This window comes from Sphingomonas sp. RIT328 (genome assembly GCF_000632225.1).
Classification (GTDB): domain Bacteria; phylum Pseudomonadota; class Alphaproteobacteria; order Sphingomonadales; family Sphingomonadaceae; genus Sphingomonas; species Sphingomonas kyungheensis.
Window position 1 is genome coordinate 352,860 of record NZ_JFYV01000001.1, and the last position, 16,292, is coordinate 369,151.

Below are 16,292 nucleotides of genomic sequence, written 5' to 3' on the forward strand. Positions count from 1 at the left end.
CGCCGTGTTCCCCCTGATCCTTGCCGCTGCCGTCAGCCTGCCGCTCGCCGCCGGTGCGCTGGTCGCCGGCGACACCGCCGTCGCCGAGGCGCGCCCCGGCGCGACCAATCCGCTGCTCGCCGACTGGACCGGCCCTTATGGCGGCGTGCCGCCGTGGGACAAGGTGACGCCCGAGCTGTTCCCCGAGGCGTTCACCGTCGGCCTTGCCGAGCGCGCCGCCGAATATCGCCGCATCGCCGACAATCCGGCGGCACCGACCTTCGCCAACACCTTCGTGCCGATGCAGCTCGCGGGGCAGCGGTTCGGCCGGGTGATGACGCTGTTCGGCGTGATGACCGGCAATCGCAACACCCCGGCCTATCAGGCGCTCGACCGCGAATGGTCGCCGAAGATCGCCGCCGCCTCCGACGCGATCACCTTCGATGCCAAGCTGTTCGCCCGGATCGCCGCGATATATGCGGCGCGCGCGCAGCTCGACTCGCAGCAGCAGCGGCTGGTGACGCGCACCTATGACAGTTTCGTGCGACAGGGCGCGAAGCTCGATGCCGCGCAGAAGGCGCGGCTGTCGCAGTACAACCAGCAGCTCGCCAGCGCGTTCAGCGAATTCTCGCGGCGGTTGCTCGCCGACGAATCGACTGCGATCGCGGTGACGGACGAGGCGATGCTCGCCGGCGTGCCGGACAGCGTCAAGGCGGTGGCGAAGGCGGCGGCGACCGAACGCGGCCAGGCGGGCTGGGCGATCGTCAACACCCGCTCGGCGGTCGACCCGGTGCTGACCTTCGCGCAGAACCGCGCGTTGCGTGAACAGGTGTGGCGCGCCTTCACCAACCGCGGCGACAATGGCGACGCCAACGACACGAATGCGGTGATCGCGCAGATCGTCAAGCTGCGCGCCGACCGTGCGCATCTGCTCGGCTTCGCGACGCATGCCGACTGGCGGATGCAGGATACGATGGCCAAGACGCCGGCGGCGGCGATGGCGCTGATGCTGCGCGTCTGGCCGGCGGCGACCGCGCGCGTCGCCGAAGAGGTGCGCGACATGCAGGCGATCGCCGACCAGAGCGGCGCCAAGCTCACCATCGCGCCGTGGGATTACCGCTTCTACCAGGAACAGGTGCGCAAGCGCCGCTACGACCTCGATCAGGCGGAACTCAAACCCTATTTCGAACTCAACAACATCATCCAGGGGTCGCTCTATGCCGCCAACCGGCTGTACGGGCTGACCTTCAAGGAGATCACCGGCACGGTACCGGTGTTCGATCCCGACATGCGCGTCTGGCACGTCACCGATCGCAACGGCCGTGAGGTCGGCCTGTTCTATCGCGACGATTTCGCCCGCACCGGCAAACGCTCGGGTGCCTGGGCGAATACCTATCGCGGCCAGCGTCGCCTCGCGCCGGCACAGACGGTGCTGTCCTCGAACAACAACAATTTCGCCAAGGGCGCCAAGGGGGCGCCGGTGCTGATCAGCCTCGACGATGCGCAGACGCTGTTCCACGAATTCGGCCATGCGATCCATGCGATGCTGCAGGACGTCACCTATCCCGGCCTCGCCGGAACGCCGCGCGACTTCGTCGAATTCCCCAGCCAGGTGAACGAGCATTGGCTGCTGACCCGCGACGTCCTCGACAAATATGCCCGCCATTACCAGACCGGCGCGGCGATGCCGCAGGCGCTGCTCGACAAGATCGATGCCTCGAAGACGTTCAACCAGGGCTTTGCCACCACCGAATATCTCGCCTCGGCGATCGTCGACATGAAGCTGCACACGGTGGCGGACGGCGTCGTCGATCCGGATGCGTTCGAGCGGACGACGCTGGCCGCGATCGGCATGCCGAACGCGCTGGTGACGCGGCACCGCCTGCCGCAGTTCAATCACCTGTTCGCGTCCGACAGCTATTCGGCGGGCTATTACAGCTACCTCTGGTCGGAGACGATGGACGCCGACACCTTCGCGGCGTTCGAAGAGGCGGGCAGTCCGTGGGACAAGGCGACCGCCGACCGGTTCGCGCGCATCCTGCTGTCGACCGGCAACGAGACCGACCGCGCCGAGGCCTATCGCGCCTTCCGCGGCCGCGATCCCGATGTCGGCGCGCTGCTGCGCAAGCGCGGCTTTGCGGCGGCGGCGGCGCGGTGAGCAGCGCGGGCGCGCCGGCGGGGCGGCTCCGCTCGATCCTCGGCGGGTCGGCGGGCAATCTGGTCGAATGGTTCGACTGGTACGTCTATTCGGCGTTCGGCCTCTATTTCGCTCCGCACTTCTTCCCCAAGGGCGATCCGACCGCGCAATTGCTCAACACCGCGGCGGTGTTCGCGGTCGGTTTCGTGATGCGGCCGATCGGCGCGTGGATCATGGGCATCTATGCCGACCGGCGCGGGCGCAAGGCGGGGCTGACGCTGTCGGTGACGCTGATGTGCGCGGGCGCGCTGCTGATCGCCATCTGTCCGGGCTATGATTCGATCCGCTGGGGGGCGCCGGCGCTGCTCGTCGTCGCGCGGTTGATGCAGGGCCTGTCGGTCGGTGGCGAATATGGCGCGAGCGCGGTCTATCTGTCGGAAATGGCGGGGCGCAACCGGCGCGGCTTCTTCTCGTCCTTCCAATATGTCACGCTGATCGCCGGGCAGTTGCTCGCGCTGTTCACGCTGCTGCTGCTCCAGACGGTGCTGAGCGAGGCGCAGCTCGAAAGCTGGGGCTGGCGCATTCCGTTCGCGCTCGGCGGGCTGCTCGCGATCGCGGTCTTCTTCATCCGCCGCGGCCTGATGGAGACCGAGGCCTTTGCCAATGCGCAGGACAAGCCCAAATCGAGCGGCTGGCTGCTGTTCACCACCCACCCGCGCGAGGCGGCGACGGTGGTGCTGCTCACCGCCGGCGGCACGCTCGCCTTCTATGCCTATACCACGTACATGCAGAAGTTCCTGGTCAACACCAGCGGCTTCAGCCGCGAAACCGCGACCTGGGTGATGACCGGCGCGCTGGCGCTCTACGCGCTGATCCAGCCGCTCGCCGGCGCCCTGTCGGACCGGATCGGGCGGCGGCCGCTGATGATCGGCTTCGGCGTCGCCGGCGTGCTGGCGACGGTGCCGATCTTCCGCGCGCTGGAGACGGTGCGCGATCCGCTCGCCGCCTTCGCGCTCGTCCTGGCGGCGCTGGTGATCGTCACCGGCTATACCGCGATCAATGCGGTGGTGAAGGCGGAGCTGTTCCCGGCGCATATCCGCGCGCTCGGCGTCGCGCTTCCCTATGCGATCGCCAATACCGTGTTCGGCGGCACCGCCGAATATGTCGCGCTCTGGCTGAAGGGCGCGCAGATGGAGCGGGCCTTCTACTGGTATGTCACGGCGATGATCGCGGTGTCGCTGGTCACCTATTGGCGGATGCGCGATACGCAGGTGCACAGCCGGATCGTCGAGGACTGACGGTCAGGCGGCGCGCGGCAGTTCGATCGTCGCGCACAGCCCGCCGTCGCTGCGGTTGGCGAGCCGCACGTCGCCGCCCGCCTCGCGCACGATCGTCCGCGCCAGCGCGAGGCCGAGGCCGATGCCGCCGGTGTCGCGATTGCGCGACGTCTCCAGCCGGGTGAACGCCTCGAACACGTCGGAAAGCCGATCGTCGGGGATGCCCGGCCCGCGATCGGCGACCTCGATACACACGCTGGCGGGCTCGGCGATCAGCCGCACCTCGGCGCTGCCGCCATATTTGACCGCATTCTCGATGAGGTTGCGGATCGCGCGGCGGATCAGCGAGGGGCGCAGCCGCATGCGCAGCCGTGCCGCTTCCTCGAAGGCGACGTCCTGGCCGAGATCGCGGAAATCCTCGACCACCGCATCGACCAGGGCGGCAAGGTCGACTTCGGTCAGCGGTTCGCTCGGCCGCCCCATCCGTGCGAGCGACAGGATATCGTCGAGCGTGCGGTTCATCTCGGCGATCGTCTCCGCCATGCGCGCGCGGTCGGTATCATCGTCGACCGATTCGATGCGGACGCGCAAGGCGGCGAGCGGCGTGCGCAGATCGTGGCCGATCGCACCGAGCATCCGGTCCTTCTCGTCGAGCATCGCGGTGACGCGCCATTGCAACGCGTTGAACGAGCGGACGAGCAGGATGATGTCGGCCGGGCCACGCTCGACCACGGCGACCGGTGGCTCGCCGCCGCCGCGTCCGAAGCGTTGCGCCGCCGCGGTCAGCTCGCGCAGCGGCCGCGCGATATGCCGTGCGATCCACAGCACCGGCAGCAGCACGACGCCGTAGAGGATCAGCGTCTGCAGGAATAGGCGCCAGAACAGCCGCACGCCGCCGTCGTCGTCCCATGGCACGATCACCGTCAGCCAGCCGTGCCGCGGCTGTTCGATCGCGATCAGCAGCATCTGTTCGGGATGGTCGCGCTCGCGCCGGACCCGTTCACCGCGCGATGCGTCGCGCCGCTGCGTCGCATCGTCGACCTCGGCCCAGTCGCGCAGGCCGGTGTCGATCCGCCCGACGTCGACGCCCTGTTCGCGCAGCTGCGTCCGCAGTTCGGCTGCGAGTTCGGGCAGGCGCGGCAGGCCGGCGGGGATCACCGCGCGGGTGGCGCGGCGGATGCGGCCATGGTCCGGCGCGATTGGTCGGCCGCCCTGCGCCTCGCGCTCGAGCGCGTCGGCGATGCGGATCGCCACCGGCCGCGTCGCCTGGGCGAGGCGGAAGGCGGCGCGCTCGCGCAGCGCCAGCCCGAAATTCACCGCCTGCGCGATGAACAGCGCGAGCGCGATCAGCACCGCCATCTGGCCGGCAAGGCTGCGCGGCCACCATCTCACAGCCGCGTCACCTCCGCCGCCAGTGTATAGCCGCCGCCCCACACCGTCTTGATGATCTCGGGCAGCTTGGCGTCGGTCTCGATCTTGCGGCGCAGGCGGCTGATCTGATTGTCGATCGCGCGATCGAACGCCGCCGCTTCGCGCCCCTGCGTCAGGTCGAGCAACTGGTCGCGGGTCAGCACCTGCCGCGGCCGCGTCACCAGCGCGAGCAGCAGGTTATATTCGCCGGTCGACAGCGGCACCGACACGCCCTCGCGATCCACCAGGGCCCGCTCGCCGGTCTTGAGCACCCAGCCGGCGAAGGCATAGGAGCCGCTTTCCGGCGCATGCTGGCGCGCGCCGCCGGCGGTGAGGCGGCGCAGCACCACCTTGACCCGCGTCGCCAGTTCGCGCGGCGAGAAGGGCTTCACGACATAATCGTCGGCGCCCATCTCCAGCCCGACGATCCGGTCGGTCTCCTCCGCCTTGGCGGTGAGCAGGATCACCGGCGTGTCGCTGGTCGCGGCGATATGGCGGCAGAGCGACAGGCCGTCCTCGCCCGGCATCATCACGTCGAGGATGACGAGATCGATCGCATAAGCGGCAAGCCGCATCCGCGCGCTTTCCGCATCCGCCGACTGGGTGACGCGGAATCCCTGTTTGGTGAGATATTGCGCGAGCGGCTCGCGGATCGAACGCTCGTCGTCGACGAGCAGCAGGTGCGGCATGTCTCCCATCGCTTCGGCATTAGCCACGGCGCACCTCTCCTGCAAAGGCCGGACGGACCGAAGGCCCGTCCGATCCGTATCTTATTGCTCCGGCGGGGCGGGCGGCATGCCATTGTCGCGGGGGCCGCGCATCGGCCGCGCCGCGGCGAGTTCGGCCGCGTCGAGCTTGCCGTCATGGTTGGTGTCGAGCCGGTCGAAGCGTCGCCCGGCATGGTCGAGCGCTTGCGCACGGGTCATCGCCTCGGCGCCCTCGCGGGGCGGGCGGGCGCCGTCGCGCGGCGGCGGCGGCGCGTCACCGGCGCGGCGATCCCGGCCGCGCCATTGCGCCCGCATCGCGGCGCGGGCGGCCTCGCGTTCGTCCGGCGTCACCGTGCCGTCCTTGTTGGTGTCCATCGCGGTGAAGCGCGCATCCGCCTCCGCGAGCATCTCGGCCCGCGTGATGACGCCGTCGTGATCCGCGTCGAGCCGCATCATCCCGCCGCCTGCGCCGGGCGGGGGTGGTGGCGGCGGCGGCGTCTGCGCGCCCGCCGCGCCCGCGATCATGCCCGCGGCCATCATCGTCGCCAAAGTCCTGCGTATCACCTGCACCTCCACCCCGGCGGGGCCAATCCCCGTCCATCCGGTCTTGCCTATCGTAGGCGGGTGTCGCCGGCGTGTGTCGGCACGGGAGAAAAGTGTAACAAGCTGTCGCCGGCGGTCGGTCAGCCGCGGATCGCGCGATCGTCGAACAGACCGAACAGCAGCGTCGAGGCGTAGATGGCGACGGCGCGATCGCGCGGCATCGCCGCCGCCCATTTGCGCATGTCGAACGCGGCATTCTGCAACGCCATCAGCGCCTGCGCCGCGATCAGCGCATCGACCGCGCGGATCGATCCTTCGGCGATGCCGTCCATCATCGTGCCGGCGAAACGGCGCGCGATCCGGTTGGAGCGATCGACCATCGCGCTGCGCACCTCGCCCGGCAGGCCTGACAGCGCCGTCGTGCGGAGCAGCGGCGTACGCTCGGCGAACTGGACGTCGAGCAGCGTCGCGATCGTGCTGACCAGCCGCTGCCAGTGCGATCCGCCCGCGGCATCGGCCTGCCGCTGCGTGTCGGAGATGGTGTCGAAGCTGCGCCGGTAGCAGGCGATCACCAGATCGTCCTTGGCATCGAGATGATGGTAGAAGCTGCCCTTGGTGACGTTGAGCTCGGCGGCGATCCGCTGCACCGAGGCGCCGCGATAGCCGAGTTCGTTGATCAGCCGCGTCGCCGCGAGCAGGAAGGCGGCGCGGCCCGGCTCGCCCTCGTCGTGCGTCAGGTCGATCGGCTGCGGCGTCCAGGCCACGTCCGCGGCGGCGATGCCGGATTCGAACACGTCCATCAGCCGCGCCTCGACGCGGGCATATTCGTCGGGCTCGTAGCGGACCAGCCAGACCGGCAGCCAGAAGGTGTTTTCGAGCAGCACGTGCGCGCGGGCGCCGAACAGGTCGGTCTCGGCACGATTGGCCGGCGGGCCCCACAGGCCGCGCGTTCGCCGGAACACCTCGCGCCAGCGATTCAGCAATCGGGTACGGTTGGGTTCCTCGGTCGCACGCAGATCGGACAGCACCGCCATGGCGCGTTCCTCGCCCCGCTGGACGCGCGTCAACCGTTCCATGTTGAGCGACAGATAGCGTCGGACGCGCTCGCGCGGCGTCGCGGCGGCATGCGCCTCGTCGATCATCGCGAGCAACTGATCGAGCGTATGCTCGAACGCGGCGGCGGCGAGATCTTCCTTGCGCTTGAAGTAATAAGTGACGCTAGTGGTGTTGAGGCCGACGCGGCGGGCGACGTCGGCGAAGGTCATGCCCTTGGCGCTCTGTTCGTTGATCGCCTCGGCGGCGGCGGCCAGGATCGCGTCGCGCTTGGCGCGGAAGCGCTTCGTGCCCGTCTCCTCATCATTGGTGACGCCGGTGGCGTCCGCCTCGCGTTGCTCCATGCCGCCCGTCTACCAATGCTGGTTTCGAAGAAACAGTGTTTTCTACATGCCTTGCCGATCCACGCCCGGCGTGGCGAGGGGGCGCTGGTCGGCGCTTTACCGAATGTGCGGTATGGCCTAGACGATGGCGAGAGAACGGCTGGAGAGGTTGGATGGATTTCACGCTGAGCCAACGCGAGACCGAATTTCGCGACCGCGTGCGCGCCTTCATCGACGCCGAGATCCGCCCGCGCCGCGCCGAGCATGACGCCGAGGCGGCGAGCGGCGAGCGGTGGAAGGTGATCCCGACGATCGAGGCGTGCAAGGCCAAGGCCAGGGCGGCGGGGTTGTGGAACCTGTTCATGCCGCCGCATTCGGGGCAGGCGCATGTCGACGACCGCTTCGTGTTCGAAGGCACGCAGCTCACCAACCTCGAATATGCCCTGTGCGCGGAAGAGATGGGGCGGATCGACTGGGCGGCGGAGGTGTTCAACTGCTCCGCGCCCGACACCGGCAATATGGAGGTGTTGCACCGCTACGGCACGCTGGCGCAGAAACAGCGCTGGCTCGCGCCGCTGATGCACGGCGAGATCCGCTCGGCCTTCCTGATGACCGAGCCGGCGGTCGCCTCGTCCGACGCGACCAACATCGAAACCTCGATGGTCCGCGACGGCGATCACTACGTCATCAACGGCCGCAAATGGTGGTCGAGCGGGGTCGGCGATCCGCGGTGCCGCATCGCGATCGTCATGGGCAAGACCGATCCCGACGCGCCGCGCCACGCGCAGCAGAGCATGATCCTGGTGCCGATGGACACGCCCGGCGTGACGATCGAGCGAATGCTCAGCGTCTACGGCTATGACCATGCGCCGCACGGCCATGGCGAGGTGGTGCTGCGCGACGTGCGCGTGCCGGTCGATCACATGCTGCTTGGCGAGGGGCGGGGGTTCGAGATCGCGCAGGGGCGGCTGGGGCCGGGCCGCATCCATCATTGCATGCGGACGATCGGCGTCGCCGAGACCGCGATCGAGGCGATGGCGCGGCGGCTGCTCGGCCGCGTCGCCTTCGGCAAGCGGATCGCCGATCAGTCGGTGTGGGAGCAGCGCATCGCCAAGGCGCGGATCGATATCGAGATGACGCGGCTGCTCTGCCTCAAGGCGGCGGACATGATGGACCGCGCCGGCAACAAATCGGCGCAGCTCGAAATCGCGATGATCAAGGTCGCCGCACCGACCATGGCCTTGCAGATCCTCGACGACGCGATCCAGGCGCATGGCGGCGGCGGCGTGTCGCAGGACTTCCACCTCGCCCATGCCTGGGCGGCGATGCGGACGCTGCGCTTCGCCGACGGCCCCGACGAGGTGCACAGTCGCGCGATCGCCCGCGCCGAATTCGGCCGCCACGCCGATGCTGCGGCCCCGCGGCCCGACCGGCGATGAAGGCGGCGGTGCTCCACGCGGCGGGCGCGCCGCTGACGATCGAGGACGTCACCGTCGCCGATCCGCTGCCGCACGAGGTGCTGATCCGCACCTGCGCGGTCGGCGTCTGCCGGTCCGACCTGCATTTCGTCGACGGCGTCTATCCGCATGCGCTGCCGACGATTCCCGGCCACGAGGCGGCGGGGATCGTCGAGGCGGTCGGCAGCGAGGTGCGCACGGTCAAGGTCGGCGATCCGGTCGTCACCTGCCTGTCCGCCTATTGCGGGCAATGCGAATTCTGCGTCACCGGGCGGATGGCGCTGTGCGTCGATGCCGCGGTGCGCCGGCCGAAGGGCGCGCCGCCGCGGCTGATGCTCGGCGACAGACCGGTCGCGCAGATGCTCAACCTGTCCGCCTATGCCGAGCTGATGCTCGTCCACGACCATGCCTGCGTCGCGATCGATCCGGCGATGCCGCTCGACCGCGCCGCGCTGCTCGGCTGCGCGGTGACGACCGGCGCGGGCGCGGTGTTCAACACCAGCGACGTGACGCCCGGCGAGACGGTGTGCGTGATCGGCTGTGGCGGCATCGGCCTCGCCGCGGTCAATGCCGCGCGGATCGCCGGCGCGGGCCGGATCATCGCGCTCGATCCGGTCGCGGAGAAGCGCGCGCTCGCCGAGCAACTGGGCGCGACGCACAGCCTGGACGCGGCCGATCCAACCGCGGCGGATGCGGTGATAGCGCTGACCCGCGGCGGTGTCCATCATGCCATCGAGGCGGTCGGCCGCACCGACAGTGCCGCGACCGCGGTCAAGGTGCTGCGCCGCGGCGGTACCGCGACGATCCTCGGCATGCTGCCGCCGGGCGAGCGGGTCGGCCTGTCCGCGATCGACCTGCTGTCGGGCAAGCGGTTGCAGGGCGGGCTGATGGGCAGCAACCGCTTTCCGGTCGATATCCCGCGGCTGGTCGATTTCTATCTGCGCGGCCTGCTCGACCTCGATACGATCATCGCCGAACGGCTGCCGCTGGCGCGGATCAACGATGCGTTCGCGACGCTGCGGCAGGGCGATGCGACGCGCACCGTGATCACCTTCGCATGACCGACACCATCCCCGTCGCCGACAAGGATCGGCTCGACCTCGCCCGGCTCACCCCCTGGCTGGAGGCGAACGTCGCCGACTTCGCCGGGCCGATCCGCTATGCCAAATTCGCCGGCGGCCAGTCCAACCCGACCTATCGGATCGACAGCCCGTCGGGCGCCTATGTGCTGCGGCGCAAGCCGTTCGGGTCGCTGCTGCCCTCCGCCCATGCGGTCGATCGCGAATTCCGGTTGATCGCCGGCCTGCATCCGACCGGCTTCCCGGTCGCACGACCCTATGCCCTGTGCCACGACGAAGGCGTGATCGGCGCGGTCTTCTACGTCATGGCGCTGGTCGACGGCCGCTCACTGTGGGACGGCACGCTGCCGGACCATGCGCCGGCCGAGCGCACGGCGCTCTACGAGGCGATGGTCGATACGCTCGCCGACCTGCACGCCGTCGACTATGTCGCGGCGGGGCTCGGCGATTACGGCCGGCCGGGCAATTATTTCGCGCGCCAGGTCGAACGCTGGACGCGGCAGTATCGCGCCAGCGAGGCCGAGTCGATGCCCGAGGTGGAGCGGCTGATCGACTTCCTGCCGCGCACCGTGCCCGAACAGACGCGCACCGCGATCGTCCACGGCGACTATCGCATCGACAATATGATCTTCGCCCCCGCCGAACCGCGGGTGACGGCGGTGCTCGACTGGGAATTGTCGACGCTCGGCGATCCGCTCGCCGATTTCTCCTACTTCCTGATGAGCTGGGTGACCGAGCCGGAGGGACGGTCGGGGGTGAAGGGGCAGACCGGTGCCGCCACCGGCATCCCGACCATGGAGCAGGTGGTGGCGCGCTATTGCGCGCGGACCGGTCGTGACGGGATGCCCGACCTCAACTGGTATTTCGCCTATAATCTGTTCCGGCTGACCGGCATCGTCCAGGGCATCAAGAAGCGCATCGTCGACGGCACCGCATCGAGCGCGCAGGCGGAACGGTCCGCGGCGCAGGTCCATCGGCTCGCCGCGGCGAGCTGGCAGTTCGCGCAGGCGGCCGGCGCGTGACTTCGGGAGGACAGATGGCACGCTTCGACGGCAGATCGATCCTCGTCACCGGCGCCGGCAGCGGCATCGGCCGCGCCGCCGCGCTCGCCTTCGCCGCCGAGGGGGGACAGGTGATCGTCGCCGATCGCAGCGACGCGGGCGAGGCGGTCGCCGCCGCGATCGCCGACGCCGGCGGCATCGCGCGCGCGATCCGCATCGACGCGGGTGACGAGGGTGATGTGCAGCGCGCAATGGCACTTGCCGACAGCGCGTTCGGCGGGCTCGACATCGTCTTCGCCAATGCCGGTATCTCGGGCGGCATGGCGAATATCTTCGATACCGATGTCGCGCTGATCGGCGAGGTGCTGCGCGTCAACCTGATCGGGCCGTTCCTCGCGATCAAGCATGGCGCGCCGCGGATCGCCGCGCGCGGCGGCGGCGCGATCGTGCTGACCGCGAGCGTCGCCGGCTTGCGCTCGGGCGCGGGATCGCCGGCCTATTCGGCGTCCAAGGCGGGGGTGATCAACCTCGCCGCGGTCGCCGCGCAGCAATTGTCGGGGAGCGACGTGCGCGTCAACGCGCTCTGCCCCGGCCTGACCGAGACCGGCATGACCCAGCCGGTGTTCGACTTCGCGCGTGACGCCGGCAAGGGCGACCGGCTCGGCCGGCTCAATCCGCTGCGCCGCGGCGCGCAGCCGGAGGAGCTGGCGCGGGTCGCGCTGTTCCTCGCCTCCGACGAGGCGAGCTACGTCAACGGCCAGGCGATCGTGGTGGACGGCGGACTGTCGTCGAGCCACCCGGTGACGCGCCAGGACTATGGCAAGACCGCGGTCTGACAGGTGCTTACGGGGGTGACTTGTTACCGTCACGATTACGGGGCAGCCTGCGCCCATGATGTTGCTGCTCGCCGCCGCCCTCCTGCCCACCGTTCCGCCGGCGCCGCCGGCCGAGCCGAGTCGACAGGCGCTGCTGCGCTGGACGATGAGCCCGGTCCTCTGCCGCGGCGGTGAGCGGGTCGCCGCCGAGCGGGTGGTGCGTCCCGCCGATCCGCAGGGTACGATGGTCTGGAACGGCATGTCGAACCTGACCCCGTTGGCGATCGATTTCCGCATCGATGCGACCGGCCGGCCGCTGTCGATCAGCCCGGTCCGCACCGGCTACCGTCCCTATGCGGATGATATCGTCCCCGCGCTGGCCGCGGCGCGCTTCGCGGCCGGCGGGGAACGCGCGGGCTGCACCGTCACCTTCACGCCCCATGTCGTGCCGCTGGCAACGGCATCGATCGCCGATCTTGCCAGTTATGCCGCGACCAGCCCGACCATGCCGCACGAAATCTGGGTCAAGCTGCTGCCCGCCGGGGAGGATTGCAGCAATCCCGAGCCGGAGGTGTCGCTGCGCGCCTTTCCGCCGTTCAAATCACTGCCCGCGCAGCCCGGATATCTCAGTACAACGATGGTCGGCTATGACGTTGCCGCGAACGGCAAGCCGGTGCGGCCGCACACCATCGCCTCAAGCGAATCGCCGGCGCTCGACGCGGCGGCGCGGGCGGCGGTGGCGCGGTCACGGTTCGAACGCGGCGTGCGGCACGGCTGCGCCTTCCGTTATTGGAAGGGCGCGACGACGCTGGCGGCGCCGCCTACACCTGAGGAAGCGAGCGTCCGGCCGGCGGACGCCACCTGTCCGCTGACGCACGACTATGATCGCAAGCCCGACCTGCGCTATCCTGCCGCCTATAGCCGCCGCAACATCGAAGGCTGGGCGATCATCGCCTTCGATGTCGCCTCGTGGGGACAGACAGGTAATATCCGTGTGCTGGCCGCCGAACCGGCAAGCGATTTCGGCGAGGCGGCGACCAGCATGGTCAGGGCGGTGACGATGCCACCGTCACCGCATGGCTATACCGGCTGTATCGAGCGCGTCTTCTACCGGATCGGCAAGCCCGGCATGAAGGTGCTCCCGCCACAGCTGCCCTTCATCGACTAGCCGCGCCGGCGCATCAGCCCTTCCTGCGCGACGCTCGCGACCAGCCGGCCGTCGCGGGTGAAGATGCTGCCGCGGTTCATGCCGCGGGCGTGGCCCGCCCAGGGGCTGTCGGTGGTGTAGAGCAGCCATTCATCGGCGCGAAACGGTTCGTGCAGCCATAGCGCATGGTCGAGGCTGGCGCATTGCATCTCCGGCATCAGCCAGTTGACGCCGTGCGGCATCATCGCCGTCGCCATCAGCGCCATGTCCGAGGCGTAGGCGAGCGCGGCCCGGTGCAATTGCGGGTCGTCGCCGATCGGTGCGGCGACGCGGAACCAGGCGGCGTTGCTCGGCTCGCGTTTGACCGGCTGGAACCAGCTGCGCGGATAGAGCGGCCGCATCTCGATCGCATTCTGGCGGCGCAGGAAGAAGGCGCGGACCTTCTCGGGCACCTGATCGGCGATGGCGAGGCGCAGCTCCTGTTCCGATTTGAGCGCCTCGGGCGGCGGCACGTCGGGCATCGCATTCTGATGGTGGAAGCCGTCTTCGGGCAGCTGGAAGGAGGCGGCGAGGTTGAGGATCGGCTGTCCCTTCTGCAACGCGACGACGCGCCGTGTCGCGAAGCTGCGCCCTTCGAAGTCGCGGATGACGCGGAAGACGATCGGGAAATCTTCGTCGCCCGCGCGCATGAAATAGGCGTGGAGCGAATGTGCGGCCTTGTCCTCGACCGACCGCTGTGCCGCCTGCAACGCCTGTGCGATCACCTGACCGCCGAACACCCGCCCGCGGCCGCCCGGCTGGCGCGCGCCGCGATACAGGTCGGTGTCGATCTCCTCGACATCGAGCAGCGTCACCAGCATCGCCGCCAGCTCGTCCGGCGTTTTCCGGGGCGGTCCCGAGTGTGAAGAAGCCGTTTCGTCCATCAATATCCCGCATGCCTCGCCAGACGATCGGCGTGGAAGCCGACGTCGCCGAACAGTTCCGCGAGCACCCGCGCCCGCTTCATGTAGAAGCCGACGTCATACTCATCCGTCATGCCGATGCCACCATGCATCTGAATGGCTTCCTGTACCGACAGCGTCGTCGCCATGCCGGTCATCGCCTTGGCGACCGACACCGCCTCGTCGGCGCGATCGCTGCCCGCATCGAGCAATTGCTGCGCCTTGAGCACCGCGGCGCGCGCCACCTCCATTTCGCTGTAGAGATGCGCGGCGCGATGCTGCAGCGCCTGGAAGCTGCCGATCGTCGTGCCGAACTGCTTGCGCTCCTTCAGATAGCCGACGGTCATGTCCATCGCGCCGCCGCCGACGCCGACCAGTTCCGCCGCCGCGCCCGTCCGACCGGCGCGGAGCAGGCGGCCGAGCGGGTCACGGCCGGCGTCGACCTCGCCGATCACCGCATCGGCATCGACCTCGACGCCCTCGAAGCGCAGGCGCGCGGCGAGGCTGGCGTCGGCGAGCCGCTCGGGCGTCGCGGTCAGTCCGGCCGCATCGCGCGGGACCGCGAACAGCGTGACGCCGTCCTGATCGTCCTCGCCGCCGGCGGTGCGTGCCGCGACGATCAGCAGGTCGGCGACATGGCCGTGGGCGACGAACTGTTTGGCACCGGTGAGGCGGAAGCCGTTGCCGGCCCGTTCGGCGGTCATCGCGATCCGGTCGCGATGCTTCGGCCCCTCGTCGATCGCCAGCGCCGCGATCGCGTCGCCGGCCGCGATCCGCGGCAGCCATTCGCCCGCCTGCGCGCTGCCCTGCAAGGCCGCCACCGCCGCCACCGCGGTCGACAGGAAGGGCGACGGGGAAAGGTTGCGGCCGATCTCCTCCAGCACCACGCCCGCCTCGACATGGCCGAGGCCGAGGCCGCCATGCGCCTCGTCGATCAGGATGCCGGTGAAGCCCATCTCGGCGAACTGCTTCCACAGGTCGCGCGAGAAGCCGGTCGGGTCGTTGGCGTCACGCAGGCCACGCAGATGCGCGACCGGGGCATGTTCGGCGACGAAGTCCTTGGCGGTGTCGCGGAGCATCGTCTGTTCGTCGTTGAGGTAGAGAGGCATGGTTGCATTCCCGTGTTCCGGCGGAGGCCGGAACCCAGGGTTCCGGGCGTGCCGCTTCATGGCCCTGGGCTCCTGCTTCCGCAGGAGCCCGATCTCGCTCTAGGTGCCCGGCAGCTCGAGGATGCGCTTGGCGATGATGTTGAGCTGGATCTCGCTGGTTCCGCCCTCGATCGAATTGGCCTTGGTGCGCAGCCAGGCGCGCGGCATCGCCCCGGTGCGCGAGCGTTCGCTCTCCCACTCCAGGGCGTCCGAGCCGCCCGCCGCCATCATCAGCTCGTGGCGGTCCTTGTTCAGCTCGGTGCCGACATATTTCATCATGCTCGGCTGGGCGGGATGGGCGAGCCCGGCCTTGAGTTCGTCGATGAACCGCTCGCTCATCGCACCGAACGCCCTGGCGCGCACCTCGAACAGCGCGATCTGCGTACGCAGCACCGGATCGGCGAGGCGGCCGTCAGCATCGACGCCGATGGTGGCGATCGCCCCCTCGACCAGCGGATTGCGCCCGCCGCCGCCGAGGCCCATGCCGCTGATCATCTCGCGCTCGTGGCCGAGGAGGTATTTGGCGACGTCCCAGCCCTTGTTCTCGTCGTGGATGCGATTGGCCTTGGGCACCTTCACGTCGTCGAAGAAGGTCTCGCAGAAAGGCGAATAGCCGCTGATCAGCAGGATCGGCTTGGTCGAGACGCCGGGCGTCGCCATGTCGAACAGCACGAAGCTGATCCCGCCCTGCTTCGATTCCTTGCTGGTACGCACCAGGCAGAAAATCCAGTCGGCCTTGTCGGCATAGCTGGTCCACACCTTCTGGCCGTTGACGATATAATGATCGCCGCCGTCCTCCGCGCTGGTGGCGAGGCCGGCGAGATCGCTGCCGGCATTGGGTTCGGAATAGCCCTGGCACCAGCGGATCTCGCCGCGCGCGATCTTGGGGAGGTGCTCCAGCTTCTGCGCCTCGGTGCCGTATTTGAGCAGCGCCGGCCCAAGCATCGAGATGCCGAACGAGTTGAGCGGATTGCGCGCGCGGATCGCCGCCATCTCCTCGCGCAGCACCTTGGTCTCCGCCGCGGACAGGCCGCCGCCGCCATAGGCCGCCGGCCAGTCGGGCACGGTCCAGCCGCGCTCCGCCATCGCCTTCAGCCAACGCGCCTGCGGCGGGTTGGCGGCGGGATCGTAGCGCCGCCCGCCCCAGCAGATGTCGGCGTCGGAGCGCACCGGCTCGAGCATCTCGGGCGGGCAATGGTCCGCCAGCCAGGCGCGGGTCTGGGTGCGGAAGGTGTCGAGGTCGGTCATAATGTCCTCTCCCTGCGGATCGCTGGC

Annotated in this window: 14 protein-coding genes; 7 read left to right on the forward strand and 7 right to left on the reverse strand. The window is 69.3% G+C overall.

Going from position 1 to position 16,292, the window contains the following annotated elements; all coding sequences use genetic code 11:
• Positions 1-4: 4 nt before the first annotated feature.
• Together BW41_RS01740 and BW41_RS01745 are read left to right on the forward strand one after the other, a co-directional pair.
• The gene (locus BW41_RS01740; RefSeq protein ID WP_081792829.1) at positions 5-2,137 is read left to right on the forward strand and encodes a M3 family metallopeptidase; all 2,133 of its coding nucleotides are present in this window, start codon (positions 5-7) and stop codon (positions 2,135-2,137) included.
• Positions 2,134-3,414, forward strand: a complete 1,281-nt coding sequence (locus tag BW41_RS01745) for an MFS transporter (protein WP_037530649.1) — start codon at positions 2,134-2,136, stop codon at positions 3,412-3,414. Before BW41_RS01740 ends, BW41_RS01745 begins: the two co-directional genes overlap by 4 nt.
• 3 nt (positions 3,415-3,417) lie before the next feature.
• Here the strand turns inward: BW41_RS01745 and BW41_RS01750 are convergent, their stop codons facing one another.
• The 4 genes from BW41_RS01750 to BW41_RS01765 form a co-directional block, all read right to left on the reverse strand.
• Positions 3,418-4,752 carry a sensor histidine kinase gene (locus BW41_RS01750; RefSeq protein ID WP_037530651.1) on the reverse strand — a complete coding sequence of 445 codons (1,335 nt, stop codon included), beginning with the start codon at positions 4,750-4,752 and terminating at the stop codon, positions 3,418-3,420.
• Between the two features lie 29 nt (positions 4,753-4,781).
• Positions 4,782-5,501 (reverse strand): response regulator, encoded by a 720-nt coding sequence (locus tag BW41_RS01755; protein WP_037530652.1) that lies wholly within the window; start codon positions 5,499-5,501, stop codon positions 4,782-4,784.
• Between the two features lie 72 nt (positions 5,502-5,573).
• Entirely contained in the window at positions 5,574-6,074 is a 501-nt protein-coding gene (locus BW41_RS01760; protein ID WP_235199458.1) for a hypothetical protein, read from the reverse strand.
• Between the two features lie 119 nt (positions 6,075-6,193).
• On the reverse strand, positions 6,194-7,450 hold the full coding sequence (locus BW41_RS01765; protein WP_037530653.1) for a TetR/AcrR family transcriptional regulator: 1,257 nt from the start codon (positions 7,448-7,450) through the stop codon (positions 6,194-6,196).
• Between the two features lie 152 nt (positions 7,451-7,602).
• Here BW41_RS01765 and BW41_RS01770 point away from each other — a divergent pair, with 152 nt between their 5' ends.
• From BW41_RS01770 to BW41_RS01790, 5 genes are read left to right on the forward strand one after another with little or no spacing between them, the layout of a single operon-like run.
• The gene (locus tag BW41_RS01770; protein WP_037530655.1) at positions 7,603-8,868 is read left to right on the forward strand and encodes an acyl-CoA dehydrogenase family protein; all 1,266 of its coding nucleotides are present in this window, start codon (positions 7,603-7,605) and stop codon (positions 8,866-8,868) included.
• Complete coding sequence (locus tag BW41_RS01775; RefSeq protein WP_037530656.1) at positions 8,865-9,947, forward strand: Zn-dependent alcohol dehydrogenase; 1,083 nt, start codon at positions 8,865-8,867, stop codon at positions 9,945-9,947. The genes BW41_RS01770 and BW41_RS01775 overlap by 4 nt, the downstream gene beginning before the upstream one ends.
• Positions 9,944-10,987, forward strand: coding sequence for a phosphotransferase family protein (locus BW41_RS01780; RefSeq protein ID WP_037530658.1), 1,044 nt, complete (start codon positions 9,944-9,946; stop codon positions 10,985-10,987). The genes BW41_RS01775 and BW41_RS01780 overlap by 4 nt, the downstream gene beginning before the upstream one ends.
• Positions 10,988-11,001: 14 nt before the next feature.
• Positions 11,002-11,802 (forward strand): SDR family NAD(P)-dependent oxidoreductase, encoded by an 801-nt coding sequence (locus BW41_RS01785; protein WP_037530660.1) that lies wholly within the window; start codon positions 11,002-11,004, stop codon positions 11,800-11,802.
• Between the two features lie 55 nt (positions 11,803-11,857).
• A complete protein-coding gene (locus BW41_RS01790; RefSeq protein WP_051583175.1) occupies positions 11,858-12,949 on the forward strand; it encodes an energy transducer TonB in 1,092 nt (363 codons plus the stop codon).
• On the opposite strand, the gene BW41_RS01795 is transcribed toward BW41_RS01790, so the two are convergent.
• The 3 genes from BW41_RS01795 to BW41_RS01805 form a co-directional block, all read right to left on the reverse strand.
• Complete coding sequence (locus BW41_RS01795) at positions 12,946-13,788, reverse strand: acyl-CoA thioesterase (RefSeq protein WP_235199459.1); 843 nt, start codon at positions 13,786-13,788, stop codon at positions 12,946-12,948. The genes BW41_RS01790 and BW41_RS01795 overlap by 4 nt on opposite strands.
• A 62-nt stretch (positions 13,789-13,850) precedes the next feature.
• Positions 13,851-14,978, reverse strand: coding sequence for an acyl-CoA dehydrogenase family protein (locus BW41_RS01800; RefSeq protein WP_037530665.1), 1,128 nt, complete (start codon positions 14,976-14,978; stop codon positions 13,851-13,853).
• Between the two features lie 99 nt (positions 14,979-15,077).
• The gene (locus BW41_RS01805) at positions 15,078-16,268 is read right to left on the reverse strand and encodes an acyl-CoA dehydrogenase family protein (protein ID WP_037530667.1); all 1,191 of its coding nucleotides are present in this window, start codon (positions 16,266-16,268) and stop codon (positions 15,078-15,080) included.
• Between the last annotated feature and the right edge of the window lie 24 nt (positions 16,269-16,292).